The 24,329-nt window shown below is 72.0% G+C and carries 25 protein-coding genes; 14 read left to right on the top strand and 11 right to left on the bottom strand.

The genetic code is table 11. The features are described 5' to 3' along the window. Nucleotides 1-68 precede the first annotated feature (68 nt). On the top strand, nucleotides 69-323 hold the full coding sequence (locus tag SJY06_RS01610; RefSeq protein ID WP_380163963.1) for a three-helix bundle dimerization domain-containing protein: 255 nt from the start codon (nucleotides 69-71) through the stop codon (nucleotides 321-323). Nucleotides 324-377: 54 nt separating this feature from the next. Here the strand turns inward: SJY06_RS01610 and SJY06_RS01605 are convergent, their stop codons facing one another. Together SJY06_RS01605 and SJY06_RS01600 are read right to left on the bottom strand one after the other, a co-directional pair. Further along, nucleotides 378-4,115 (bottom strand): MMPL family transporter, encoded by a 3,738-nt coding sequence (locus SJY06_RS01605; RefSeq protein ID WP_380163961.1) that lies wholly within the window; start codon nucleotides 4,113-4,115, stop codon nucleotides 378-380. Next, the gene (locus SJY06_RS01600) at nucleotides 4,112-4,834 is read right to left on the bottom strand and encodes a response regulator (protein WP_380163959.1); all 723 of its coding nucleotides are present in this window, start codon (nucleotides 4,832-4,834) and stop codon (nucleotides 4,112-4,114) included. The genes SJY06_RS01605 and SJY06_RS01600 overlap by 4 nt, the downstream gene beginning before the upstream one ends. 307 nt (nucleotides 4,835-5,141) lie before the next feature. On the opposite strand from SJY06_RS01600, the gene SJY06_RS01595 reads away from it, so the two are divergent. Continuing rightward, entirely contained in the window at nucleotides 5,142-5,627 is a 486-nt protein-coding gene (locus tag SJY06_RS01595) for a hypothetical protein (RefSeq protein ID WP_380163957.1), read from the top strand. Between the two features lie 213 nt (nucleotides 5,628-5,840). Here SJY06_RS01595 and SJY06_RS01590 read toward each other — a convergent pair whose 3' ends face one another. Next, nucleotides 5,841-6,551 (bottom strand): NAD(P)-dependent oxidoreductase, encoded by a 711-nt coding sequence (locus SJY06_RS01590; protein WP_380163955.1) that lies wholly within the window; start codon nucleotides 6,549-6,551, stop codon nucleotides 5,841-5,843. A 71-nt stretch (nucleotides 6,552-6,622) separates the two neighbouring features. Between SJY06_RS01590 and SJY06_RS01585 the strand changes: the two genes are divergently transcribed. Further along, complete coding sequence (locus SJY06_RS01585; protein ID WP_380163953.1) at nucleotides 6,623-7,111, top strand: MarR family winged helix-turn-helix transcriptional regulator; 489 nt, start codon at nucleotides 6,623-6,625, stop codon at nucleotides 7,109-7,111. Between the two features lie 196 nt (nucleotides 7,112-7,307). On the opposite strand, the gene SJY06_RS01580 is transcribed toward SJY06_RS01585, so the two are convergent. Then, on the bottom strand, nucleotides 7,308-8,477 hold the full coding sequence (locus SJY06_RS01580) for a hypothetical protein (RefSeq protein WP_380163951.1): 1,170 nt from the start codon (nucleotides 8,475-8,477) through the stop codon (nucleotides 7,308-7,310). Nucleotides 8,478-8,871: 394 nt separating this feature from the next. Here SJY06_RS01580 and SJY06_RS01575 point away from each other — a divergent pair, with 394 nt between their 5' ends. Next, nucleotides 8,872-9,189 carry an NIPSNAP family protein gene (locus SJY06_RS01575; protein ID WP_380163949.1) on the top strand — a complete coding sequence of 106 codons (318 nt, stop codon included), beginning with the start codon at nucleotides 8,872-8,874 and terminating at the stop codon, nucleotides 9,187-9,189. Between the two features lie 382 nt (nucleotides 9,190-9,571). Further along, nucleotides 9,572-10,348, top strand: coding sequence for an RCC1 domain-containing protein (locus SJY06_RS01570; RefSeq protein WP_380163947.1), 777 nt, complete (start codon nucleotides 9,572-9,574; stop codon nucleotides 10,346-10,348). Nucleotides 10,349-10,396: 48 nt separating this feature from the next. On the opposite strand, the gene SJY06_RS01565 is transcribed toward SJY06_RS01570, so the two are convergent. Next, complete coding sequence (locus tag SJY06_RS01565; RefSeq protein WP_380169658.1) at nucleotides 10,397-11,371, bottom strand: helix-turn-helix transcriptional regulator; 975 nt, start codon at nucleotides 11,369-11,371, stop codon at nucleotides 10,397-10,399. Here SJY06_RS01565 and SJY06_RS01560 point away from each other — a divergent pair. Beyond that, nucleotides 11,271-12,575 carry an epoxide hydrolase family protein gene (locus SJY06_RS01560; protein ID WP_380163945.1) on the top strand — a complete coding sequence of 435 codons (1,305 nt, stop codon included), beginning with the start codon at nucleotides 11,271-11,273 and terminating at the stop codon, nucleotides 12,573-12,575. The genes SJY06_RS01565 and SJY06_RS01560 overlap by 101 nt on opposite strands. 335 nt (nucleotides 12,576-12,910) lie before the next feature. Here SJY06_RS01560 and SJY06_RS01555 read toward each other — a convergent pair whose 3' ends face one another. Then, entirely contained in the window at nucleotides 12,911-13,576 is a 666-nt protein-coding gene (locus tag SJY06_RS01555) for a hypothetical protein (RefSeq protein ID WP_380163943.1), read from the bottom strand. Between the two features lie 209 nt (nucleotides 13,577-13,785). Here SJY06_RS01555 and SJY06_RS01550 point away from each other — a divergent pair, with 209 nt between their 5' ends. From SJY06_RS01550 to SJY06_RS01540, 3 genes are all read left to right on the top strand, one after another. Beyond that, nucleotides 13,786-14,319, top strand: coding sequence for a GNAT family N-acetyltransferase (locus SJY06_RS01550; protein ID WP_380163941.1), 534 nt, complete (start codon nucleotides 13,786-13,788; stop codon nucleotides 14,317-14,319). 900 nt (nucleotides 14,320-15,219) lie between these two features. Further along, a complete protein-coding gene (locus SJY06_RS01545; RefSeq protein ID WP_380163939.1) occupies nucleotides 15,220-15,465 on the top strand; it encodes a ribbon-helix-helix domain-containing protein in 246 nt (81 codons plus the stop codon). 38 nt (nucleotides 15,466-15,503) lie between these two features. Beyond that, complete coding sequence (locus SJY06_RS01540; protein ID WP_380163937.1) at nucleotides 15,504-15,791, top strand: type II toxin-antitoxin system PemK/MazF family toxin; 288 nt, start codon at nucleotides 15,504-15,506, stop codon at nucleotides 15,789-15,791. Between the two features lie 396 nt (nucleotides 15,792-16,187). On the opposite strand, the gene SJY06_RS01535 is transcribed toward SJY06_RS01540, so the two are convergent. Continuing rightward, the gene (locus SJY06_RS01535) at nucleotides 16,188-16,577 is read right to left on the bottom strand and encodes a hypothetical protein (RefSeq protein WP_380163935.1); all 390 of its coding nucleotides are present in this window, start codon (nucleotides 16,575-16,577) and stop codon (nucleotides 16,188-16,190) included. A gap of 798 nt (nucleotides 16,578-17,375) precedes the next feature. Then, nucleotides 17,376-18,062, bottom strand: a complete 687-nt coding sequence (locus tag SJY06_RS01530; RefSeq protein ID WP_380163933.1) for a TetR/AcrR family transcriptional regulator — start codon at nucleotides 18,060-18,062, stop codon at nucleotides 17,376-17,378. 184 nt (nucleotides 18,063-18,246) lie between these two features. On the opposite strand from SJY06_RS01530, the gene SJY06_RS01525 reads away from it, so the two are divergent. Then, nucleotides 18,247-19,290: a medium chain dehydrogenase/reductase family protein gene (locus tag SJY06_RS01525; protein ID WP_380163931.1), complete on the top strand. Its 1,044-nt coding sequence runs from the start codon at nucleotides 18,247-18,249 to the stop codon at nucleotides 19,288-19,290. Beyond that, on the top strand, nucleotides 19,287-19,625 hold the full coding sequence (locus tag SJY06_RS01520; protein ID WP_380163929.1) for a hypothetical protein: 339 nt from the start codon (nucleotides 19,287-19,289) through the stop codon (nucleotides 19,623-19,625). Before SJY06_RS01525 ends, SJY06_RS01520 begins: the two co-directional genes overlap by 4 nt. A 189-nt stretch (nucleotides 19,626-19,814) precedes the next feature. On the opposite strand, the gene SJY06_RS01515 is transcribed toward SJY06_RS01520, so the two are convergent. Together SJY06_RS01515 and SJY06_RS01510 are read right to left on the bottom strand one after the other, a co-directional pair. After that, nucleotides 19,815-20,594 carry a hypothetical protein gene (locus SJY06_RS01515; RefSeq protein ID WP_380163927.1) on the bottom strand — a complete coding sequence of 260 codons (780 nt, stop codon included), beginning with the start codon at nucleotides 20,592-20,594 and terminating at the stop codon, nucleotides 19,815-19,817. Then, nucleotides 20,591-20,980, bottom strand: a complete 390-nt coding sequence (locus tag SJY06_RS01510) for a PadR family transcriptional regulator (RefSeq protein WP_380163925.1) — start codon at nucleotides 20,978-20,980, stop codon at nucleotides 20,591-20,593. Before SJY06_RS01510 ends, SJY06_RS01515 begins: the two co-directional genes overlap by 4 nt. A gap of 178 nt (nucleotides 20,981-21,158) precedes the next feature. On the opposite strand from SJY06_RS01510, the gene SJY06_RS01505 reads away from it, so the two are divergent. Further along, nucleotides 21,159-21,326, top strand: a complete 168-nt coding sequence (locus SJY06_RS01505; RefSeq protein ID WP_380163923.1) for a hypothetical protein — start codon at nucleotides 21,159-21,161, stop codon at nucleotides 21,324-21,326. Nucleotides 21,327-21,489: 163 nt separating this feature from the next. On the opposite strand, the gene SJY06_RS01500 is transcribed toward SJY06_RS01505, so the two are convergent. Beyond that, on the bottom strand, nucleotides 21,490-22,143 hold the full coding sequence (locus tag SJY06_RS01500; protein WP_380163921.1) for a GPP34 family phosphoprotein: 654 nt from the start codon (nucleotides 22,141-22,143) through the stop codon (nucleotides 21,490-21,492). 254 nt (nucleotides 22,144-22,397) lie between these two features. On the opposite strand from SJY06_RS01500, the gene SJY06_RS01495 reads away from it, so the two are divergent. Further along, complete coding sequence (locus tag SJY06_RS01495) at nucleotides 22,398-23,549, top strand: OmpA family protein (protein ID WP_380163919.1); 1,152 nt, start codon at nucleotides 22,398-22,400, stop codon at nucleotides 23,547-23,549. 1 nt (nucleotide 23,550) lies between these two features. Further along, entirely contained in the window at nucleotides 23,551-24,240 is a 690-nt protein-coding gene (locus SJY06_RS01490; RefSeq protein ID WP_380163917.1) for a hypothetical protein, read from the top strand. The last annotated feature ends 89 nt before the right edge of the window (nucleotides 24,241-24,329 follow it).

Genomic DNA, 24,329 nt, shown 5'->3' with positions numbered 1-24,329 from the left:
TCTCGGCTGGGGGTGCTGGGCCTGTCCTTGTCACTGTGGTGTCCTCAGCCCACGGAGAGGACACCCTCGTGACCGAGCACGCAGCACCCGAAGAGCAGAGCAGCAGGGACCGGATCGTGGAGGAGGTCTCCGACAAGGTCGAGCGGCGCCCCTCGGTGGACGCCTCGCGGGAGGAGATCCGGACGCTGGCGGAGGCGTCGGTGGACGATCTGTCCGACAAGCCGGTGCAGACCTTCACCCCGTTGCTGGCCGAGAACGAGGTCGTGAACGGGCTGATGGCCGACGACACCGAACAGCGTGAGGACGAGCCGGACCCCGCCTGACGACGATCCGGCAGGCGGCTCCTGGGGCCCGGCGATCCTGTCAGCCCGCTGACCTCAGGCCTGGTCGGACGACGATCCGGCGGTTCGCGGGTGGACCTGCGGCAGCGGTTCGGGCTCGACGTGGGGCAGGAGGCGGTCCAGCCACCGGGGGATCCACCAGTTCCGGCTGCCGAGCAGCGTCATGGTCGCCGGAACCAGCAGGATGCGGACGATGGTCGCGTCGATGAGGACGCTGACGGCGAGGCCGACGGCCAGCATCTTGATGACGACGTCGTCCTCGAACACGAACGCCGAGAACACGCTGATCATGATCAGGGCTGCGGCGGTGATGACCCGGCCCGTGGCCGCGAGGCCCTCGGCGACCGACGTCGTGTTGTCCCCCGTGCGTAGCCACGCCTCCTTGATGCGAGACAGGAGGAAGACCTCGTAGTCCATCGACAACCCGAACACGACGGCGAACATGAGCAGGGGCACGTAGGACTCGATGGGTACCGGCTGGTCGACGCCGATCAGCGAGGCGCCCCAGCCCCACTGGAAGACGGCGACGAGGACCCCGTACGCCGCACCGATCGAGATGAGGTTGAGCGCCGCTGCCTTGGCCGCGACGACGACGCTGCGGAACGTCGCGGTGAGCAGGAGGAAGGCGGCCAGGACCACGATCAGGATGACCACGGCGAGCCGGTCGGTCGTGAGGTCGGTGAACTCGGTGAACCCGGCGACCTCTCCGGAGACGTAGGTCTGCGCGCCCGTGCCTCCGACGGCGTCCGGGAGGACCTCGGCGCTGAGCAGCCGGAAGAGGGCGGTGGTGGACTCGTCCTCGGGCCCGGTGCCGGGCACGACCGTGGCGACCAGGGTGGTGTCGGAGACGGGCTGCACCGGTGTGACGGAGGCGGTGCCGTCGACCCCGGCCAGCGCCTCGTCGATCGTCGAGACCACCCCCGGCACGTCCTCGGCGGGGACGGTGGCCACGTCGACGACCACGGTGAGCGGTCCGTTGACGCCGGGCCCGAACCCCTCCGCGAGGAGGTCGTACGCCTGCCGGGTCGTCGACCCCGCCGGATCCGCGTTCGGGTAGATGTGCCCGAGGCGGATGTCCAGCAGGGGGGCGGCCAGCAGCAGCAGGAAGGCCGTGGCCGCGGAGGCGACCTTCCACGGGTTGCGCGAGACCCACCGGGAGTAGCGGTACCACGTCGTCGAGGAGCCTCGAGGCTCGGCCTTGGGTGCTCCCAGGCTCCACCGGTCGATGCCCCGCCCCACGAGGCCGAGGGTGGCAGGCACCAGGGTGATGGCCCCGAGCGCCGCGGTGACGACGGTGATGACGGCGGCCAGCCCGAGCTGGCCGATGAACGTGAGCCCCGACGCGTACAGCCCGAGCAGGGCCACGGCCACCGTCCCGGCCGCGACGAGGACCGAGTGCCCGCTGGCCCCCACCGCCCTCGCGGCGGCGTCCACCGGCGCGACCCCGTCCATGAGGTCCTGGCGGTAGCGGGTGACGAGGAACAGCGCGTAGTCGATGCCGACCCCGAGGCCGATCATCGTGGCGAGAACCGGTGACTGGGACGCGAAGGCCAGGACCGCGGTAAGCAGGCCGAGCACCCCCAGGCCGACGGCAGCGGCCAGGATCGCGGTGCCCAACGGCAGCAGGGCGCCGACGATGCTGCCGAACGACACCAGCAGCACGACGAGCGCGACGACGAGCCCGACGAGCTCCGCCCACCGGTTGTGACCGTCCGCCTCCACGAACGTGCCGAGCTGTGGCCCGAAGTCGACCTCGACACCGACCTCGCCGAGCCCGGCGAACGCGTCCTCGACGCCGGCCAGCGTCTCGTCGGACAGGGTCCTGGCCTGCTCGGCGTAGGACAGGCTCGCGTAGGCGATCGTGCCGTCCTCGCTCACGGCGCCGGTCCCGGAGGTGGGGTCGAACGGGTCGCCGACGCCGGTGATCCCGGGCACGGTGGACACCTCGACCAGCGCGTCGCGGATCTCGCCCTCGCGCTCGGCGACGCCGCCGTCGTCGGTGTGGAACACGACCGAGCTCGAGTAGTCCCCGCCCGCGCCGGCGTCCTCGAGGAGCTTGGCGCCGATGCTGGCGCCGCCGTCAGGCACGTCCACCTCGTCGTCGTAGGTCCCGCCGGCCAGCTGGGCGCCGATCTGGACGGCGACCAGGACGGCGACCCAGAGGCCGATGACGGCCAGCGGGTGGCAGGCGCAGACCCGGCCGAGGGCGCTCAGCCCACCAGGCCGGGGGTGACGGGTGACGGCAGAGGCGAGGGCTGGCGTCGTGTCATGCACACCAGGAAGTACATCCGGCGAGGCTCCGCCCAGGCCGACGATGTCCTGAGTCCCAGCGGCGGCGTTGCTGACGCTTCGCTGAGGGATGTCGAGGACGGCGGTCAGGCCGCGCGTCCCGGTCGCGCGAAGGGTCAGCGAGCCGCCCAGGGCCTGGGCGGTCCCGTGGACGATCGCCAGACCGAGCCCGCCGCCACCGCCGTCCCCGCGGTCCCGGCCCGCGGCGGCCCGCCAGAACCGCTCGTGGGCGGCGGCGAGGTGCTCCTGGGCGATGCCCGGTCCGTCGTCGGCGACCTCGATGCGGATCCACGCGACGCCGTCGACCACGACCGGGGCCACACGGGTGGCGACGACCGTTCCGGGCGGGGTGTGTCGGACGGCGTTGACCAGCAGGTTGCGTACGGCCCGACCAAGGGCCGCCGCATCGGTCACGGCGTGTGCCGCTCCTTCCCGCGGGACGGGCTCCAGCTCGTGACCCGGGTGGAGCGCTGCGGTCTCGGCCGTCAGGTCGGCGACCAGGCCGGCGACGTCGACCTCCTCCGACGACTCGGGACCCAGGGACTCCAGCCGGGCCAGCCGCAGCAGGTCCTCGACGAGGCCCTGCATCCGCGTGCTCTCCGCGCGGACGTGACCGACGACCTCCTCGGCCAGATCGGGGGTCGCCCGCCCGGCCGCCGCCTGCTCGGCGTACAGGTCGGCCCACCCGTGCACAGCGGCCAGTGGCGTCCGCAGCTCGTGGGAGGCGTCGGCCACGAAGTCCCGCATCCGGTCCTCCGCCCGCCACCGCGAGCCGAACGCCTCGTCCAGGGCCGCGGCGACCTCGTCGACCTCGGTGCGCGCGCGCGGCGCCGACTCCGGACGCAGCCGGCCCCTCTCGCCGTTCGCGAAGCGGCGCGCGGCAGCGGCGATCTGCCGCAACGGTCGAAGAGCCGCCCCGGCCACGGCCTCGGCGGCGACTAGGCATGCGGCAACAGCGAGGAACCAGATGGTCGCGAGCTCCTCCCGCTGGTCGGCGAGCGTCTGGTCGCGGGCATCGCGCGGGACGCCGACCGTCACGGCGGCGACGTCCCTGTCCACGGCACCGTCGGCCGTCTGCACCGTCACCGGGTCGACCCAGTGGGCCGTGTGCAGCACGTAGTCGGTGCCGCCCCCAGGTGCGAGCACGACGGTGGGGCGGGTGAGGGCCAGCATGTCGACCGATGTCGCCGCGGGCGCCGAGCGGGCCCCGACCGGGACCCGTTCCGAGACGACGGCCCCCGTGGTGTCATGGGCGGCGACGTAGGCCCCCGCCGGCGCGGCGTCCTGCCACAGCTCTCTGGCGGTCGTGGTGACGTAGCCGTCGTCGGGCACCGCCTCGATGCGCTGGACCGCCTGCTGGAGCAGCCTCTCGGTCTGGTCGTCGAGGGAGGACCGTAGGGCGAGGTACGAAGCCACCGACGAGGCGAGCAGCACCAGGGACAGCAGCGCGGTCGTCGCCAGGGCGAGCCGGCTCCGCAGGCTCACGGCGCCCGCAGCACGTAGCCGAACCCCCGGACGGTGTGCAGCAGGGGGGGACGGTCCTCGACGTCGACCTTGCGGCGCAGCTGGCTGACGAACTTCTCCACGACCGCCGCCCCTGCCGTGTCCGGGTACTCCCACACGTGCTCGAGGAGCTCCGCACGGGACAGCACCCTGCCCGCGTGGGTCATCAGGTGGCGCAGCAGCCGGTACTCCGTGGGAGAGAGGTCGATCAGCTGCTCACCGCGGGTGACGACATGGGCGGCGTCGTCCAGGCGGAGATCAGCGACCTCGAGGACCTCAGGCACGTCCTCGGCAGGGCGGCTGCGCCGGAGGACCGCGTTGACCCGGGCGACGAGCTCGGCCACGGCGAACGGCTTCGTCACGTAGTCGTCGGCGCCGACCGCGAAGCCGGTCAGCCGGTCCTCGACCCCGTCGCGGGCGGTCAGCAGGACCACAGCCAGGTCCGGGCGGACGTCACGCAGGCGGTGGATGAGGTCGAAGCCCGATCCGTCGGGGAGCATGACGTCGACGACGGCCAGGTCCGGCGGCTGGTCCGCCACCGCGACGACAGCGGCCGTGGCCGTGGCCGCTCGCCGGACGGTGAAGCCCGACACCTCCAACGTCCGCCCGATCAGCTGCAGCAGGGCGGGCTCGTCCTCGACGACGAGCACGTGCGCGGGCGCCCGGGCACGCAGACGCCGGGACCGGTCTGTGGCGGCCACGAGCCCCAGTGTGGCGCACCAGGTGCGGCCTTCAGCGGCCCCTCAGGAAGACGGCCGGGCAACCCTCAGCCGCCGCGGCGCGCGCGTTCCGGCCCGTCGCGAACAGTCGTGACCTGTGCCCGCCGTGACTCCCCCGCCCACTCCTGCGCCGCCGCCTTCGTCCGGCCCGCCCGTAGCCCGGCGACGTCGTCTCCGCACGCTCGGCGTGGCGGTCGCGGCGACCGCTGTCACGGCCTGGGCGGGTGATGCGGCCGTGGGCGCGGTGGCCCAGGAACGGGCGCGGTGCCGCGTCGTCGAGGGCGTCATCGTGCGAACCGACGTAGCCGTCTTCCCGCTGACGTCGGGCGCGGTATCCGGCTCGAGCGGCGCGGCGGAGGTGCATGTCCCGTGGGTCGTGGCCGCCGAGCGGCTCGGGGACGGCCCGAGGGCGTCCGCGGTCACGCTGGAGGCCGACGGGGAAGCCGTCCTGGCCCGCACCGAGGTCCGTGGCCTGCCCGTCGGCGTGACCATGCGCCCGGAGCTCGCCGGCTCGGGCGAGCTCCTCCTGACCCCCGTCACCCTCTCGGTCGGCGGTCGTGAGATGCCGGTCGAACTCGCCCGCGCCGCCGCCGGGCGCGACACGGACCTGCTGGACCCGCGGGTCCTGGCGCTCGACGGCCCCGGCGTCCCGTCGGGGGTGAAGATCGAGGCTGTTGCGGTAGGTGAGGAAGGTCTGGACCTCGCCGTGTCGTTGCCTCCGTCGGCGCTGTTCCGTCGCGGCGATGCCGGGGACACGTGTCCGACCGGGGCCTGAGGGTTAGCACGAGCCCGCCGGCGGACCGCCCCGTGATTACCACGACCACACCGATCCGGGCCGGCAGACGCTGCGTGGCGCCGGCTCGGCCGACCGCTGGACGGCCCTGCCCTGCCGTGGCGCCGCGTCCTCGGGCGACGGGTGACCGAGCCTGGGGCGGTGCGCTGGTGGAGGCGTCCTTCGGGGTGGTGGGTCGAGCTGTCCGGGTGCCGGTCAGCGTTTGAGGACCTCGCGGCGCAGCATGCGCCAGGCGCTGACCGTCAAGCCGGGGGTGGTGACCGCGGCGACCTTGCGGAGGAACCGGTCGTCCTCGAGCTGGTCCAGCAGCATCCCGGCGAGGTCCTCCCGAGACATGACCGGGCCGTCGATGCTGTCCTCCGCGACGGCGTACCCGGTGCCGGGCTCGTCGGTCAGCCCGGGTGGGCGCACGACCGTCCAGTCCAGGTCGCTGGCCGAGACCACCCGCTCCATCTTCGCCATGTCGTCGTAGACGGTCTTGCCGACGTGGTCGCGCACCACCGACCGGGACAGCCGCGCCGCGAACCCGGCCGGCCTGTGGTCGGCGTCCACCCCGCCGGAGGTGACCACGATCAGCCGTCGTCTGTGGTGTTGGTCCATCGCCTCGACGAGCAGGCGGGCGCTCGTGGAGTAGACGACGACCGGTCGGCGGGTGAACGCGGCACCGATGGTGCAGATCACCGCGTCGGTCGCGGCGACGGCGGCGTCGATGACGCCTTCGTCGGTGGCGTCACCCGCGATGACCTGCAGCCGGTCGTGGTGCAGCGGGAACGTCTCGGGGTGCCGGGTCAAGGCGGAGACCTGGTGGCCGCGGGTCAGGGCCTGGTGGACGGTCTGGCGCCCCGTCGGCCCGTTCGCCCCGAGCACCAGCAGGCGGGTGCGGTCGTCCTGGTGAGGAGTGGCCATACCTGCAACGTACGCAACTAACAGGTTTCTGCAAGTCCGGGCGTGTGCCGGTCGTGCTGCACGATGGGTAGGTGGACACGGACCGTGCGCTGACCGAGGTCGAGCTGGACCAGGTGGTGACGTGGAACGTGGTGCGGGTGGCGCGCTTCCTCGGGCAGCGGCTGGCCGAGCGGTTGGCGACCCAGGAGCTGCACCCGGTGCACTTCGGGGTGCTCGCGCAGCTGGACATCACCGGGCCCTTGTCCCAGGCCGACCTGGCCCGGGCGGTGCTGCTGCGGCCGCAGAGCATCGCCCCGGTGCTGGACGGTCTGGAGCGGCGCGGGCTGCTGGAACGCACCGGCAGCCGTGCTCGCGGGCGCCGCAACCCGGTGCAGATCACCGACGCCGGCCGTGGCGCGCTGAAGTCGGCCTGGGACGTCGCGGCCGCGAGCAACGACATGCGCGACGCGGGCCTGACCGCCGAGGAGGGAGCCCACCTCAACCGTCTCCTGCTGAAGGTGGTCGGCGCCAGCCGCGGAAGGCTCAGCGACGACTCGGCGTGGAACTGGTCCGACCGCTAGGTCCGTCGGCCTCGACACGAGCCACCAACTCTCCAGACGGCTCTCCCTGAGCCGCTGACCGGAGCCGGCGGTCACCCACCGCCGGACCGACCGGCACGACCCGTGATCGGCGCCGACGAGCACCGGGCCGGCGTTCCCGTACGGTCCGTGGGCCTGCCGACCGAGTTGCCCTCGGGACACGGTCGGGCGGCACGTGCTAACGGTTCGGGCTGCCCGGTCGGGTCAGGGACGCGTAGCCGGCCTCAGGCAGCTCGGTGACCTCGTCTGAGGTGAGGTCGACGATCAGGGCCGAGGCCACCGGAGGGTTCGGGCCGTCGGTGCTGCCCCGGTTGACGAGGGCGAGGTCACCGGCCAGCTCGACTGTCGAGGGCAGCACCCCGTCCGGCAGCAGGGCGGCGTCGATCGGCACGACCGTCGAAGGCTCGTCGGCCTCGACGCCTTGGACGACCAGGTCGTAGCGCGCGCCACCCTCGACGGGTTCGGCCTGCAGCCAGGCGGCTCGATCCCCTGAGAGGCCGAGCGTCAGCCCGGTGGGGCAGTCGGGCTCGTCCCCGCACGCGCCGTCGGCCAGAGGGTTCGCCGGGACCGCGACGTCACGACCGGTCAGGTCGACGAAGCGGAAGACCGTCGCGGCCGTGTCGAAGGTCTGCAGCGACATCACACCGGTCGCGGCAAGCGTGGCACCGGACAGTCCGGACTCGAAACCGCCGGTGAAGTCGACCCGCCGACGGTCACCCGAGGGCAGTCGCACGCTCTGTATCGACTCCTCGTAGTCGTCCGGCCGCTCACCGACGACGGCGACGCTGAACACGACGGTCGGCTGTCCCTCGACGACGGCCGCACCCTCGAGCTCGACCTGGTCCGCGAGCCCTGGCTCCACGACCTCGACCGGTTCGGAGTCGACCGACTGCTGCCAGAGGATCCCGCCTGCCCCCTCGGGCGCGGCGGACTGGTAGACGAGACCGCCGCGTCCGTCGTCGAAGGCCCGCACGGCGCTGTCCTCGACCACCACCCCACCGGTGCCTCGGGTGGCCAGCAGAGTGACCCCGTCCTCGTTGGCCACGAGCACCTGGCCCTGGGGTAGCAGCGGGTCTCCGCCGGAGGAGGTCGCGTCGCCCGCGTCGTCGGAGGACTTGATGGTCCCGCTGTCGCTGGTGGTCGCGGAGGGCTCACCCACCCCGGTGGTCGCCGCCGGAGCTGAGCCCGGGGCCTGCGTCGACGGCACGACCGGAGCCGCGCTCCCGCTGGTCGTCCCCGCGTCCTGGGCCCCGCTGCAGGCGCTGACGGTGGCCGCGGACAACAGGAGACCACCCGCGATCGCGCACCCGCGCCTGAGGGTGCGCCGCTTCAGAGGTGCCCTGCTCATCCCTCCACCGTGACCCAGCGTCCAGTCACCCGCAACGCCACGACCGAGGCGCTACCGGCGAGCCGACGTCGCCTCCACCCACGCCGACCCTGAGGCCACCCCCAGATCCGATCCTCGAGCGCACTGGATGATGGTGCCGTCGCCCCGTAACCTCGCCGTGCACGTAGGCGAGGCCGAAGACGTGTGGTTCGCGGTGGGTGCGCCTTCCAAGGTCACACCATGAGCACCGGGTAGCTCTCGATCGACCGCTGCGCCTCCGCCGTCACTCCGGGGGCGTCCACTGGGGGGACCTCGACCCCATCGCTGTCACGAACGCGCTGGGCCGACGGCAGACCTCCCGCACCGGCAGCAGAACCGGGCCGCTCGGTGTCCGCTTCACAGAAGGGTCCCCTCCATGTCGGGCACACCCGTCACCGTCGTCATCGAGTACACGATCGACGCGAGCAAGCTCGCCGAGTTCGAGCTCTACTCCCGTCGCTGGGTGGAACTGGTCCGGCGTGAAGGGGGTGTGCACCACGGGTACTTTCTCCCCTCAGAAGGAGCGAGCGACAAGGCCCTGGCGCTGTTCACCTTCGAGAGCTTCAGCGCCTACGAGGCGTACCGCGCGCACTTCGGTGTGGATCCAGACTTCATGGCCGCGGACCGACTGCGGACGGACACGGGCTGCGTCATCCGCTGGGACCGCACCATGATGCGGCCACTCCGCGACTAGGGCGCCCCGCCGGCGGGCGCCGCCGGGGCGCAACGCCGGGGCCAAGTCGGGTTGAGACGCCCGCGCCGCCCGGGTCCCTCGCGTAGGGCGGGGGGCGCCGGCCCGACACCGACGACCGAGGACGCCCGACCCGGGGGCGTCGTCGGCCCTCGGGCTCACCATCCCGGCCGACCGCAATGAGGTGACGACCCTCGGTCGGGTACCGCGCGTGCTGCCGCGACCGGTTTCGTTCTCGGGCAGGATCGGCCGCCGGGGCTTGGAGGTGAGCGTGGTCGCGAGAGATGCGCCGAGTCTGGTGGCGTGCGGCAGGCGCCACTCCCTGGGGGTCCTGCCCGGGGGGATGGTGGTCGCGGCGGGGAGCCGCGCAGGGCAGGAGTGCGCCGTGCAGGGCTGGGGTGATGTCGTCTCGGTGGCCGCCGGCAACGTGCACCCGGCGCGCAACACGGGGAGGTCGCACTCGGTGGGCCTGCGCGCGGACGGGACGGTGCTGGCGTGCGGGTGGGAGGCCGACGGCCAGTGCCGGGTCGCAGGGTGGCGGGGTGTCGTGGCGGTCGCGGCGGGCTGGCGACGCTCGGTCGGCCTGCTGGGCGACGGGCGGGTCCTCGCCACCGGGCGTACGGCGGAGTCGGCGTGCGACGTGGCGTCGTGGCGCGAGGTCGTCGCCGTCGCGGCCGGTGATTGGCACACCGTCGGTGTCCGCGTCGACGGCACGGCCGTGTCCGCCGGCAGCGACCGGTTCGGGCAGTGCGCGGTCCAGGACTGGCGCGGCCTGGTCGACGTGGCGGCCGGGTACCTGCACACGATCGGGCTGCGCGGTGACGGCTCGGTCCTGGCCACCGGTCGCAGCGGCACCGGGGCGTGCGACACGAGCGGTTGGCGGGACGTCGTGGCGGTCGCGGCGGGCAGCCACCACAGCGTCGCGCTGACCGGCGACGGCCGGGTGTGCGCGACGGGTGCCGACGACCACGGCCAGTGCGACGTCGACGGCTGGCGCGACGTCGTGCAGGTGGCGGCGGGCGCCGTGCACACGCTGGGCCTGCGCGCCGACGGCACCGTCCTGGCCGCCGGTGACGACTCCGACGGTCAGTGCGCCGTCGCCGGCTGGCGCTGCCGGAGCCGGGGAGGTCGGAGCGACGAGGTCGGGCAGCACGCCGGATGACGATTGCCTCCGGTAGCCGATCGGCCTACGGCTCGGCGGTCACAGCGGTCAGGCCGAGCTCGACGTCGGGGCTGCGCCACCCGCCGTCCGACGACACCTTGCCGCGAGGCGTTCGAACGCCACCGCGAGCTCGTCGCCGTCGATCACCTCGATGTCGACGTCGAGCTGTGTCATCCAGAGGGCGAGCTGATCTGGGTCGTCGGAACCCAGCTCGACGCGGCAGCTGGACTCGTCGACCTCCTCGATGTCGACCGGTACGGGGATCTTCGCGGCCACCGCAGCGGCGGAAGCGTGCACGAGCACCAGGGCCCGGTACTTCCAGGCCGCCTTGCTGACGCGTCTGACGACGTAGTCGACGACATCGTCCTGCGGGGTCGGGCGCGGCCGGAACCGCGCACCCGTCGGTGCGTGCGGGACCATGCGGTCGACGCGGAAGACGCGCCAGTCGTCGCGGTCGAGATCCCACGCGAGCAGGTACCAGAGCGGCCCCCAGCTCACCAGCCGCTGCGGTTCGGTGTGGCGGGCCTCTTCCGAGCCCCCAGGCTTGGTGTACCCGAACCGGAGTCGTTCGTGGCCGCGGATCGCGGCGGCGACGGCACCGAGAACCGACAGGTCGAGCGGGGGCTCAGTTCGTGCGACGACGCTCGTCGCCGCACGAACCGCCTCAACGCGCCGGCGCAGCCGCGCAGGCAGAACCTGCTCCAGCTTCGCGAGCGCGGTGAGCGACGTCTCCTCGACGCCGAGCCGCTGGGTGGCGACCGCACCCAGTCCGACGGCGACGGCGACGGCCTCGTCGTCGTCGAGCAGGAGCGGGGGCATCGCCGTCCCGGCGGCCAGTCGGTACCCGCCGGCGACCCCGGGGCGCGCATCCACCGGATAGCCGAGGGTCCGAAGCCTGCTGACGTCGGCGCGCACGGTTCTCGTGCTGACGTCGAGCCGGCCGGCGAGCTGGGCGCTGGTCCAGTCGCGCCGGAGCTGGAGCAACGACAGCAGCTCGAGCAGGCGGGCCGAGGTCTGCAGCACGGTGTCGATCGTCCCAAGCAATCGCGGAAGCCGGTCTGCCGGAATGCCTGGAAACGTCGACGTCATGACCAAGAACAACGGGCTCGAGCCCTTCCGCATCGACATCCCGCAGGCCGACGTCGACGACCTGCACCGACGGTTGGCCCGCACGCGGTGGCCGCACCCCGTTCCGGGCCGGGGCGATGACACCGACTTCAGCCGTGGCACCCCGCTCGGGTACCTGCAGGACGTCGCCCAGTACTGGCGCGACGGGTTCGACTGGCGTGTGCAGGAAGCGAGGCTCAACGAGTACGAGCAGGTCACGACGGTCGTCGACGGCCAGACGTTCCACGTCGTGCACGCGCGTTCAGCCGACGCGCAGGCCACCCCGCTGCTCCTGAACAACGGCTGGCCGGGGTCGTTCGTCGAGTACCAGCGACTCGTGCCGCTGCTGACCGACGACTTCCATGTGGTCATCCCTTCGCTGCCCGGCCTCGGATTCTCGACCCCGCTGTCGGGCGCCGGCTGGGACCTGGCGCGCACGACGGACGCCTACGCCGAGATCATGACGCGTCTGGGCTACGAGCGATTCGCGGCCCACGGCACGGACGTCGGTGCGGGCACCACCGGGCGCCTTGCGGCGGTCTACCCGGAACGCGTCATCGGCACCCACCTCGGCGCTGACCGCGGGTGGCTCGGGTTGGTCGGCGACAAGCTCCCCTGCCCCGACGGCCTGTCCGACGACGAGATCGCCCAGATCGAGGCAGTGCGCACCGAGAGTGCGGCAGAGCGCGGATACATCGGGATGCACAACCACCGACCAGGCACCATCGGCGCGGCGCGCACCGACTCGCCGGTCGGTCAGCTCGCGTGGATCGCCGAGAAGTTCAAGGTCCGGACGACCGATGGCGGCTACCGGACGCCGGACGTCGACCGTGACCAGCTGCTCACGAACATCAGCCTGTACTGGTTCACCCGCAGCGGTGCGTCGATCGCGCAGTTCTACTACGAGTCCGAGCACGCCGGCGCCGGCATCGCCATGGCCCCCGACGTGCCGTCCGGATGGGCCGTGTTCGACACCCACCCGCTGATGCGCCGCGCGATGGACCCGTGGGAGGCGATCGGCCACTGGAGCGAGTTCACCACGGGTGGCCACTTCCCCGCGATGGAGGAACCGAAGCTGCTCGCGGACGACATCCGCACCTTCCTCCGCGGCATCTCCTGACCCCGCGTCGGCCGGCAAGCCACGAAGCCCACCGGACTCCGTAAGGATCCGTTGCGAACAGGGGTCAGGCCCGGGGCTGAGGGGGTCCGGTGTCGGCGTGGCCGTCTACAGGCAGGTCGTAGGTGGCGCGACGGGTCGGCACCGCGAGCCGGTCGTACGCGGTTCGGGCCCGGTAGTTGTCCTCGGCTGTGGTCCATCGGATCACGTCCCACCCACGCGCGGTGCAGACGGCCTGCAGAGCGGCGCCAACGACCGCCCGCCGCTGGCGGCGTAGGCGCCGAACAGCCGCTGCCAGGTCGGCTGGTCGATCGGCTCGACGTCTCGCACGACTCGGCTCACGAGACGCCCCCGATGACGTCTGCGCGCCGAGTTCGCCGGGCCATCACGTCGGACGTCAGCAGCACGACCCAGGACACGGTCAACACGATGAACGGACCCCAGAGACTCAGCGCGGGCAACGGCGGAGCGGTCACACCGGCCGGCTGGGCCAGCCCGGCACTGGCCACCAGCACCTCCACGGAGTAGGCCACGACCCCCGGGGCACCGAACACCACGCCGTAGACGCCGGCCGAGATCATGACCAGCAGGACCGAGAGGTCCAGCCACGACGCCCACCCCGTCCCGCGACCATCACCGCCGCTGCCTCGACGAACCGTCACGACCGCGGCGACAAGTAGGAGCGGCAGAGCAAACAACGGCCCCACCGTCGCAGCAGTCGCGACGATGATCCCGACACCGACGGCGGTCCGCGCAGGTGGCCACGGCCACCTCACCGCGTCGACGTCGCCCGAGCGCGAGTGTCGCCGGACGACAGCGAGCACGACGGCCAGCACCAGCAGGACCGCGCCCTGCAGCCACACGAAGATGATCGCCCACCCGTCCGCGGCGTTGTCGATGCTCACCAGCTCCGACAGCGGGACCGTCGTGAGGAACCCCGTCCAACCGATCGTCATCAGCGCGAACCCGACCACACCCAGGACCTGTTCCGGCAGCCTGCTCATCCTTCCCCCCGTAAGTGGCATCCCCATGAATCGCTACAGGGAGGTTCCCAGACCCCGCCTTGCCGCCCCGCACCCGACACACATGACCCCGGCAGGGCGCAAGGTGCTCCGTCCGGCGGAGGATCGGCAGCCGGTGATCCTCGGCGAGACAGACGGGCGTCGGCTCGACGGTCAGGGTGAATTGGAGGGGGGGCTGCCACGCTGTCCGCGTGAATGCCGACGTCGTTCTCCGTGCCTACGCACCCGCGGATGCCGCCGCGACGTACGGGGTCTTCCGTGCCGCCGTCCGTCGAACCGCCCTCAGCCACTACACCGAGGCGCAGGTGGAGGCCTGGGCTCCCGACGACGTCAACCTCGATCGCTGGGCTCGGCGCCGCGCCGAGGCGTGGACCGTCGTAGCCGTCGACGACGACCGCGTCGTGGGCTTCGCCGACCTCACCGACGGCGGCGAGCTCGACATGCTCTTCGTGCACCCCGACGCCGCGCGCCGCGGGGTGGCTCACGCCCTCGTCGCCACCGTCACCGCAGAAGCCAGCCGCCGGGGCCTGCGTCGGGTCGACGTGCGCGCCAGCCGGGTCCTGCAGCCGCTCCTGGAACGACTGGGCTTCGTCGTCGACGTCGACCGCCCCGGCAACCGCACCCGAGGGGAGGTGCTGGCCAACGCGGCCATGCACCTTGACCTACCGAGCCTGTGCAACACGGGTGCAAGCGCCTCGCGGTTGGGACGGCCACCAGCGTCCTGACGCGCCCCGGCAAGCCAGCCCCACGGCCACTGGGTGGTGAGAGGCTCCGGGTCGGAGGCGGGTCTCACCTGGGGGGAGTCGAGCGTGGCTGGCATCGATGTGACGGAACGGCTGCAGGCTCTCGAGGGGCGATGGCGGGCGCACGGCGGCCGAGAGGCGATGCGTCTGCGTCCCGGCCTGACCGATGAGCAGATGGATGCCGTCGTCGCCCCTATCGGCTACCGGCTGGACGAGGAGCAGCGGGCCTGGTGGCGGTGGGCGGACGGGACGGAGGGCACCGCGACCGACGCCCTCGACGCCGGGCAGGTCTTCCCGGGGACCTGCCTGATGCCGCTGGCGGCAGCGGTGAGGGACTACGGACGCTGGTCCGCCTGCAACACCCAAGACCCGCAGCTGTGGCCGAGGCACTGGCTGCCGCTCACCAACGGTCGATTCCCCTGGTGTCCGGCGCCACGGGCACCGACCGCACCGAGGTCTCCGTCTGGAACCCGGAGGATCAACCGGGCCCGCACGTGCGGTCCCTGGCGCACCAGCTCGACGTGTGGCTCTGGTTCTGGGACCACAGCGGAATCCGCCCGATCGAGGAGGAGCCGGGGTGGGCCGGCACCTGGCCCGAGGTGCCGCTCGAACTCGAACTCGGTCCGCTCAGCACCCGTGTGTTCGGCGGGACGAGGCGCCCGCGGGTGTCTCCCGCGGACGCTGACCGGACTGGGGCCAGGTCGTACTGAGGCGGTCGTCGGGCAGGGGCGGACCGCCGGACCGATCTGGGGCTCGCATAGCCAGCTCTGGCAGGTGCCGGTGAAGGATGCGCCGATCGGCTTTTGGACCGGGGCGAGTAACCCTCTGACCACTACCTGCCCGTGCATACCAAATGGTTGACGACCGGAGTAGCATGAACCCATGTCTACGCAGATCGCCATCCGCTTGGACGACGCCGAGCTCGCCGCGCTGGACGCCGAAGTGATGGCCGGCCGCGCCGCCAACCGCTCCGAGGCCGTCCGCAGGAGCATCGCCCGCCTGCAGCGCGAGCAGCGTTACCAGGCTGAAGAGACCACGCTCCTCGAGCTCGCGCGACGCGGCGAGGAGCTCTACCCCGACATCCACCCCCAAGGCCGCGATCGCGCCTCCCACCCGGTCCTGGACTGACACGGGGCGAGGCCGCCAGCATGCGAAGCATCGCCGTCGTGCAGCTGGACAAGAACAGACCCGCTCTCGTGCTGACCCGGCAGTCGAAGCTGCACCTGCTGCGCTGGGTCACCGTCGCGCCGATCACGGGCACCCTCCGCGGTATCACCAGCGAGGTCATCGTCGGGCCACGCAACGGCCTCGATCACGACAGCGTGGTCAGCTGCGACAACATCACCACGGTCCCCGCCGAAGCAGTCGGGAAGGCTATCGGGCTGCTCTTCGACGACCAGGAGCCCGAGCTGGCCCGCGCGATCGGCGACGCCTTCGACCTCTTCATCCCGTAGCGACGGGTCTGCAACCGCCCCTCGAACCAGGGCTCACACCGGTCGTCGACTGGGAAGGAAGCCTCGCGGGGTCCCGCAGCCGCTGTCAGACCTCGTGCATGCAGGTTGGGCTCGCCGTCGAGCAGTGGGAGGCCGTGTCCTCCGGGGCGCTGCAAGGGCCGGACGGCAGGCGCTACAAGCGACGCTCCACACGCATGCGCCGCCGTCAGGTCGATGACTTGATCGCCGCCGGCGTTCCACTCGTTCTGCACTGGTACGGCGGCCAGCAGTTGGACTGGTTCGACGGCGCGGATGCGGTAACGGCATGGGAGGCGGCGCGACCGCGGCTCAGGGCTGCGGTGCCTCGCCCGGACGGCGACGTCGTCTGGACGGCCGGTGAATGGGTCAGCGCTTGCCTCAACTTCGTCGCGCCCTTCCTTCGAACGCTGAGGGGTTGCTGACGGGCTTGGAGGCGTCCTGCTCAAGCGCGCGGTGGGCGAGCCATGCGAGTGCCCGCACTCCGCGTCCCAAGGTGATCATCGCGACCCCCGCGACGATGCTCAGCACGACGGCGACCGTCGTCAGCAGACCGGCCACCCATCCACCGACACTAGGCAGGTAGTAGCTCAGCTCGGGGAGGAGGGCCAGAGCCACCCAGGGGCCCCCGACACACAGGAACACACCCATCACGACGGCGCTGGTGCCCCAGGCGACGAGCCCACGCGGAGAGGGGGCGAGCGGCGGTGCCGGCGGCACCGGCTCGCGAGCGGCATTGGCGTAGACCCCGGAACTCGCGAGATTGCCCATGACCGTCCCCTGGTTCTGCTCCGCCCTTGCGGCGCCTTCGGCGGAGGCTAACCCAGGCGCGGCAGCGTGGTCAGTCACTCAGGCAGAGCCGGCCAGCGATCGCCCGTTGGCACGTCGAGTCGCCGCTGGCCGGCACCGCGCTCGGTCGTCCCGAGCGGATCGGTTGCCGGCAATACGCGTCGCGGCGGTGGGCCACAGACGCGACCTCGAGGACGAGGCGTCGTTCGATAATTCGGTTGAGCACCCGGTAACTCGCCGCGGCGGGCCGACCACAAGGGCGCCAGCGGCTCGCGCAAGGGCTTGCCGACAGGGTGAGGGTCGGCGCGGAGCGGGCCTGTGATGAAACTCGAAGGCGGCCGCGGCGACCGCCTCGGGCAGCTGCTCCTCCAGGGTGACGCCGCCTGGACCTCACGGTTCGGTCAGTGAGCGAACTCGGGGTCCGGAGGGCCGTCGCCCGCCGCTATCGCGGGAAACTGGTCTCTCGTGGGCTGGCTGCACCGCCAGAACGCAGATGCCCGCGGTTGAGCTGCGCCAGAGCGACCTCGAGGCCCTCGAGCCTGCCCGCGCCGATGCTGCGCCGGCGCCGCCCCCTATGTCGTCGAAGGCCGCCCCACCGAGGGTTGACATCTCGTACCCGCGGGGGCCACGTGCTCCGCCCTTGCAGAGGCGTCGTGATGTCAGCCACGACGGTGGGGCTGTCGTGGTCGGCGACCTGTGGGGCACCCAGCGAGTTGACTCATTCGTCGGCACACCACACGCCAGCACCGTCCGTCCCGCCGGTTTCGCGCCCGGGGCGCGCTACCTGGCCTCACGCCCCCTGCGGTCGAGAGCCGCATCCGTTGCCGCGCGAGCGATCGCTGCGACCTCCGCGTCGTAGAGCGCCGCCGGGTCCAGGCCGGTGGCCGGTAGGTGACCGGCGAGCTCGAGGCTGATCACCCCGTGCAGCCTCGTCCAGGACAGGAGCCCCAGCGCCAGCACGTCCGGGGCAAAGGCCTCCAGGCCCGAGCGGCGGGACCACTCGCTGACCGCGGCGTCGAGCGTCGGCGGGAGCACGGCACGGGTGTCGTCCGGTCCGCGCCCCGCCTCCGCCCTCGCAGCGTCGAGGGCGGTGATCATCGCCGCCATGCTGCGTGACGCTGCGGCCTTGGTCCGTTCCGGCTCCAGCGTGCGACCGGAGCCGGCCTCCGTCTGGAAGACCAGCCGATAGGCGTTGGGGTGGGCCAGCGCCCAGGCGCGGATGGAGCCCAGCACCGCAGCCAGCCGGTCCAGCGAAGAGGCGGCTTGCGGTGCCGATCCGACGACGAAGTCGGCGAGCTCGCCGTAGGCGTCGACGACGAGCTCGCTCAGGAGGGCGTCCTTGCTCTCGAAGTACCGGTAGAGGGCCGCCGGAGACATGGACATGTCGCGGACGACCTGGGCGAGGGACAGCGCCTCGGGGCCGCCCGCACGGACCTGCGCCATGGCAAGAGCCTTGATCTCCGCCACCGTCTGGATCCGTCTCTGCGCACGGCGGGTCGGCCGAGGGGTAGCCGTGGTCATGGTCGCCTCCTTGTGTGAACTGTTTACACATTAGAGTAAGTGTCTTAATGTGAAGCCCACTCACTCTGTGAGCACCCACCTCAAGTTGGCCAGACGCCCGATGGTCCCCTCGATCCCCACCGGAGAACTCATGCCTCCCTCGTCGATCCCCACCACCACGACCGCGGTTTTCCTGCCCGGACTGGTCGAGCCGGACGGCCTGGAGGTCAGGACCGTGCCCGTGACTCCACCGGCGGCCGGGCAGTTTCTCGTCGCGGTCGAGGCCACCGGCATCTCCTACGCCGAGCAGGCCATGCGGCGGGGCCGCTACTACGGCCAGCCCGCCTTCCCGTTCGTCCCGGGTTACGACCTGGTCGGCACCGTCCTCGCCGCCGGATCGCCCGCCGACGCGGCCCTCGTGGGTCGCCGGGTCGCGACGATGACCAAGACCGGCGCCTGGACCGGCCACGCGCTCGTCCAGACCCTCGACAGCGTCGTGGTCCCCGACGGCATCACCCCCGCCGACGCGGAGACCGTCGTCGTCAACGGCGTCACCGCCTGGCAGATGCTCCACCGCGCCGCCCGTGTGAAGCCCGGCGCGACCATCCTGGTGTTCGGGGCCAACGGCGGGGTCGGGGGCATCCTCATCCAGCTCGCCCAGCACCACGGTGCCCGGGTCATCGGCGCCGCCTCACCGCGGCACCATGACGCGCTGCGTTCCGCCGGCGTCGAGCCCGTCGACTACGCCGACCCTCACCTCGCCGACCGCGTCCGCGAGCTCGCGCCCCACGGGGTCGACGCGGTGTTCGACAACGTCGGCGGCGCGACCACCCGGACCGCGTGGTCCCTGCTCGCGCCGGGCGGCACGCTCGTGGGTTACGCCATCATCGAGGCCGCCAGCGGTACCGGCAGCCTCACCCTCCCCTTCGCCAAAGCCATCGGCCAGACCATGCTGTGGAACGCCCTGCCCAACGGCAGGCGCGCCACGTTCTACGACCTCTGGTCCGGGCACACCCTGCGCCCCGCCCGCTTCCGCCGACACCTGGAGGAGGACCTCGGGCGCGTGTTCGCCCTGCTCGCCGACGGCACCATCACCGCCAACATCGCCGCCCGCTTCCCCCTCACCGACGCCGCGGCCGCGTTCTCCCTGGCCGAGTCCCGCACCCTGAACGGCAAGGTCGTCCTGCTGCCATGAGCACCGACGCCGATGTGCCCCGCAAGGTCCTGATCTCCGCCTACGCCGTTCCTATCATGGTCATAGGCCAGTTCGCGTTCCTCGCCATCATCCCGGTCGCCATCGTCGTCATCACCGTCGTGCGGCGGTTCCGGACCGGTGCCCTGCGCTACTGGTCCCTCGCCCTCGGGGCAGCATCAACCGTGCCCCTCACCATCTGGGCCGTCCGCCCCGACCGCGCCCAGAGCCTGTCCAAGGACATGCACCCCGCCCTCGCCGCAGCCATCGTCGCCACCGCCATCGGCGTGATCATCACCGCGCACCGCCAACGGCGCCAGCACCGAGAACGTCCGTAGGTCATCGGAGGTCCGCTGAACATCAGGTCACACCTCATCCGTGGCACCGGGCGGTGCCCGATGGACGACCCTCCATCGGTGCGACCCCGCACCGGGCTGTGCTGCGAGTTCCTGAAGGTGGCCGCGTGACGCCACGGGCCGCTGTCCCGACCGACTGAGGCCGCCATCGCCTGGTGGGACGGGGGTGGGTCAGGCGGTGAACCAGCCGAGGGCTGCGAAAGCGAGGTAGACGGCGGGGATCACGCCTGCCGCCGTCATCGCGGCCCGTCGCCCGCGACCGTCTGCGGCCGCCGGCTGCCCGGTGGGCGTGGCCAGGGGGGAGATCACGAGGTCACCCTCGGCGTCACGGGCCAGTGCCCGGTACTCGATCCACGCCAGGACCAGCACCGTCACGAACAGCCCGACCGCGACTGCGGGGGCCGGGAGCTGAGCGACGGTCGGCAGGTCGGCTCGGCCGGACAGGGCCGCGCCGCCGGCCCCGAGGAGAAGTACCGCGGCCGAGGGGACGCCGACGGTCCAGGGGCGACGCAGCATCGGTCGCAGCAGCAGCGGGAGGCTCAGCAGGATGAACAGGACCAGTCCGAGGCAGGCGACCTGGGCGAGGTTGTAGGTGAGGTGTTCTCCGCGGACCCAGGCCGGGACCGCTGAGGTGCCGACGAGCATGGCCAGGACCTGGGCTGCAGCCACGGCGGTGACCGTCCAGACCCCCTGCACGTGTTCAGGGGCGCTGTCATGATCGAGGTGCGCCGCGTAGTCGGTCGGGTCGCCGAAAGCTTCCGAGGGCGCCTCGCCGGTCTCGGTGCAGTGCGCCTCGACCTCGGCCAGGCGGTCGCCGATCACCGGGCCGGGGACGTCTCGGTGTCGCAGCTCGAGGACGAAGCCGCCGCACCACGCGTCGTGGGTCTTCACGAAGGGCCGCTCCCAGACCTCCTGGGTGGAGGTGGGCCGGGGAGGGTTTGCTCTGCTCATGCGGTGCTCCTCGAGGAGGTCTGTGGCCCGGTCGGTGCGGGGGCTGGGGTGGCGCTGGTGGGGGAGAGGTGGTCGGTGACCCTGGTGGAGAAGACGTGCCACTGAGCGAGGCCGGCGTGGAGCTGGTCGCGGCCCGCGGCAGTGAGGGTGAAGTACTTGCGCCCGGGCCCGCCCTCGCCGGTGCGCCACTCGACGCTCACGAGGGCGTTCTTCTCCAGGCGGGCCAGCAGTGGGTAGAGGGTGCCGCCCTTGATGTCTCCGAAGCCTGCGGCGGCGAGGTCGGCGGCGATGGCGTAGCCGTAGGTCGGGCCTGCGGCCATCACCCGCAGGACGCACAGCTCGAGGACACCTCTGAGCCACTCGCTGGGTGTGTCGCTCGTGGGCATGGCTAGACAGTGCACCTACTTAGCGCGTCTGTCTAGCCCTTGGGATTCACGGCGACTGCTGCTCCTTCCGGGCGTCCCGATCAGCGATCCCCAGCTGGCGAACGCCGATCGAACACCGCTAGCGGCGGGTGGCGGGGCCCGCGCAGCTCGTGAACCCAACCGCCCCTAAGGTTCGAGCGTGAAGAACCGTCGCGTCGGAACCGCCATCGTCCTGGTCGGGATCCTTACGCTGACGATGGCCATCCTCGCCCTCATCAACGGCGAATCGACTCCAGCGCACTGGGCTTTCCTGGTCAGCGGCCCGATGTTGCTGGTGGTCGGCGTCATGGTGCAGCGACGCTCCTAGCCTCAACCGACGGTCACCGGCTGCGCATCGGCTACCGGCCGCGAGCCGGGCGACGGCACGGCCGGCGCTGTACGCGCCCTCCCCGTCCAACAGGGAATGGTGCTCAGGGGTTCAGGCGTGTTCCGCCGAGGTGCTGTAAGCATGCCTTGGCGTGCGTGAGGACTCAGGAACTGCCACCTGAGACGACTATCGGCACGATGACCGCGGTGAGGATGGCCGCGTTCATGCTGTCGATGGCCCGTTTGATCGCCGACCCGACGGCGATCTCGCTGGCGGCCTCCTGCACCCCACGCGACGACATGCCCATGGATTCCGCGGCGAGCACCTTCTTCGCCACCCCCAGGCCCTGGAGGATCGCAAGTATCGTCGCGTCGGTCGGCGCGGGGCGCCCGCCGGCCAGGACGACGCGGAGCCGATCGCGGATCTCACGCTCGGGTTGTGGGTCCAGGGTGGGGCGCTTCTCTGGAACGAGGCCGAGCATCCGCCTCGGGACGACGTCGACTACGCCGCCGGCCTTGAGTGCTTGCACGACCTCGTCCTCAGGATTGAGCTTCCGGTCCTGCACGAGTGTAGAGAGTCGAGCACCGTTCTTCTCGGCTGCACGAACCATGACCCGGTCGAGCACCGCGCTGCCGGTCGGTGTCGTGTCCACGACGCGCACGCGGGGGTCCTTTCCGTCCTCGAGGACCAGTCGTCCCTCGATGAGCAGATCGGCGATCGATGCGGCGCTGAGCGCCCACCCGGTCTGGGTGCCCCAACTCGCCGGGCCGCCTTCGTCACTGGTCAGAAGCAGGAAGACCTCCACCGCTGTGTCCATCCCTGCACTGTAGGAGCCGAGGCGGACGCGTGCCCCGCCACGGGGTGACGCCGGCAAGGGATCGGTCACTGGCACGCTCCGCATGCCGATCCCCAGCCGGACAACCCGTCGGCGGCGCCCCGACGGCGATCTAGGGGTCAGCGGTGCGGTCTGGAGGTTGCTCGCGCCGCAAGGACCCGGGGACCCCTGTACGGTTCGCCGCGGTTGTGACCATCGAGCCGGGGGGGGCACGAATGCGTCCGAAGTTGCGCGACTTGGGTGTCGCCGCAGTGTGCGTGGGCCTGCTGGGGACGACGACGGCCACGGCCGGCACCGTCGACAGCGGGGGCGGCAGCGCGGAACCGAGCGACGGGGCGACCACGACGGGCTCCTCCGCCGCCCCGGGTTCGACCAAGGACCTGGCGGCGCCGCAGACCTCCTCGGAGGGCGTCGAGGTCGTCACCTACGGAACGGCCGAGGTCGCCGTCGACATGAACAGCGAGCTCAGCCCTGTCTACCAGGCAGTCCACGCGGTCCGGCGGACCCCTGACCGCACCGTCGTGTACTGGTCCGTGGGCTGGGCCGAGGAGCCGGAGTTCCGCTCCTTCGCCGCCTTCGGGCGCCGACCGTTCGCGCTCGCCGTCTTCGACACGTACAGCTCTGCGCCGTTCGTCAACATCGCGCTGCCGCAGCAGGGCCAGTTCCTGTACGGCGTGCCCGACCCGACGTTCAACCTGGTGCGGGCGGCCACCTCCGACCGGGAGGCCCTGCCCACCGAGCCGGGGGTGATGGGGGTCATGTACACCGTGCTGCCGCCGCTTCCCGAGGACGTCGACACGGTCGACGTGACGCTCGGCTTCGCCGACGTGGTGACCGGCGTGCCGGTGGAGGACGGCCTGCTCGAACCCACCGTCGAGGGCCCCGTCGTGCCGCTGGGCACAGGCTGGCCCGAGATCCCCGAGGCGCTCCTGGCCCCGGTCGAGGCGCCGGGTTTCTCGACCCGGCCCCTGTTCTCCCCGTCGGAGGACATCGACGGCTTCAGCCGCGAGGCCGAGGCCGGTGAGCAGGTGACGATCGACATCGCCGCCGACGTGCTGTTCGCCTTCGACTCCGCCGACCTGTCGCAGGAGGCCGTCGCGCGCCTGGACGAGCTGGCCCAGGAGCTTCTGGAACGGGCCGCGCCCGGTGAGCTGGCCATCGTGGGCCACACCGACGACAACGGCCCGGACGACTACAACCAGGAGCTGTCGCAACGGCGCGCGCAGTCGGTGGCCGACGTCCTGCAGCCCGCCCTGGCCGACGCAGAGCTCGACCTGGTGGTCGAGGGCCGCGGAGAGGCCGAACCCGTCGCCGACAACAGCACCGAGGAGGGGCAGCAGCTCAACCGCCGCGTCACCGTGTCCTTCACCGAGATCGAGGAGGACTGACGTGCGCCGCACCACCGTCGTCGCCACCGTCGTGGCCGCCGTGCTCGCCCTGGGCGGGTGCACCCTGTCCGGCGGCGAGCAGGCCGCACCGACCGACCGACCGGCCGGCTCCGCCCCGGCCACCGACGCCACGACGTCCGAGCCGACACCTGAGCCGTCGGCGGAGGGACCCAGTCCCGAGGAGCTGTCCGCCCAGGTCATCGACGCCGCCGCTGCGCCCGTCGGGGAGCCGATCGCCAGCCAGACCCTCGCCGTGGAGGACACGACCCCTACCCCGGGCACCGAGGTGACGATCGACGTCCTGTCCGTGCAGCGCACCGAGAACGCCACCCTGCTGACCATGCAGATGTCCAGCGCCGAGCCCGGCGTCCAGCTCGGTCCGCAGGCGTTCCGCAACCGCGAGGTCGACGTCGAGTTCTTCAGCCTCTTCGCCCTGGAGGACGGCAGCAACGGCATCCGCTACCGGCCGCTGTCCTGGCTGCGACCCAACACCGACGACCTCGAGCCGGCGGACGGCCCACCCAACTCGTGCATCTGCCCCTACCGCGGCAACGACTTCACCCTCAGCCCCGAGCCGCTGGTGTTCGAGGCCCTCTACGGCCCGCTGCCCGACGGGGTGACCACCGTGAGCCTGACGGCGCCGGGCGGCGTCGACCTCCCCGACCTGCCGGTGGCGCCGTTCACGAATTGACGGATCGATGAGCCGGGCCCTGCCCGACGTCCACCGGGCCCTGTCACCCACCCCTGGCCGGGCTACTGACGTAGGGGCTGTGCCATGCC

This window comes from Jannaschia sp. R86511, from assembly GCF_042466345.1.
Taxonomy (GTDB): Bacteria; Actinomycetota; Actinomycetes; order Actinomycetales; family JBBAYJ01; genus Aquipuribacter.
Note: the sequence above shows the minus strand (reverse complement) of the source record. Positions and strands in the feature narration are given on the sequence as shown.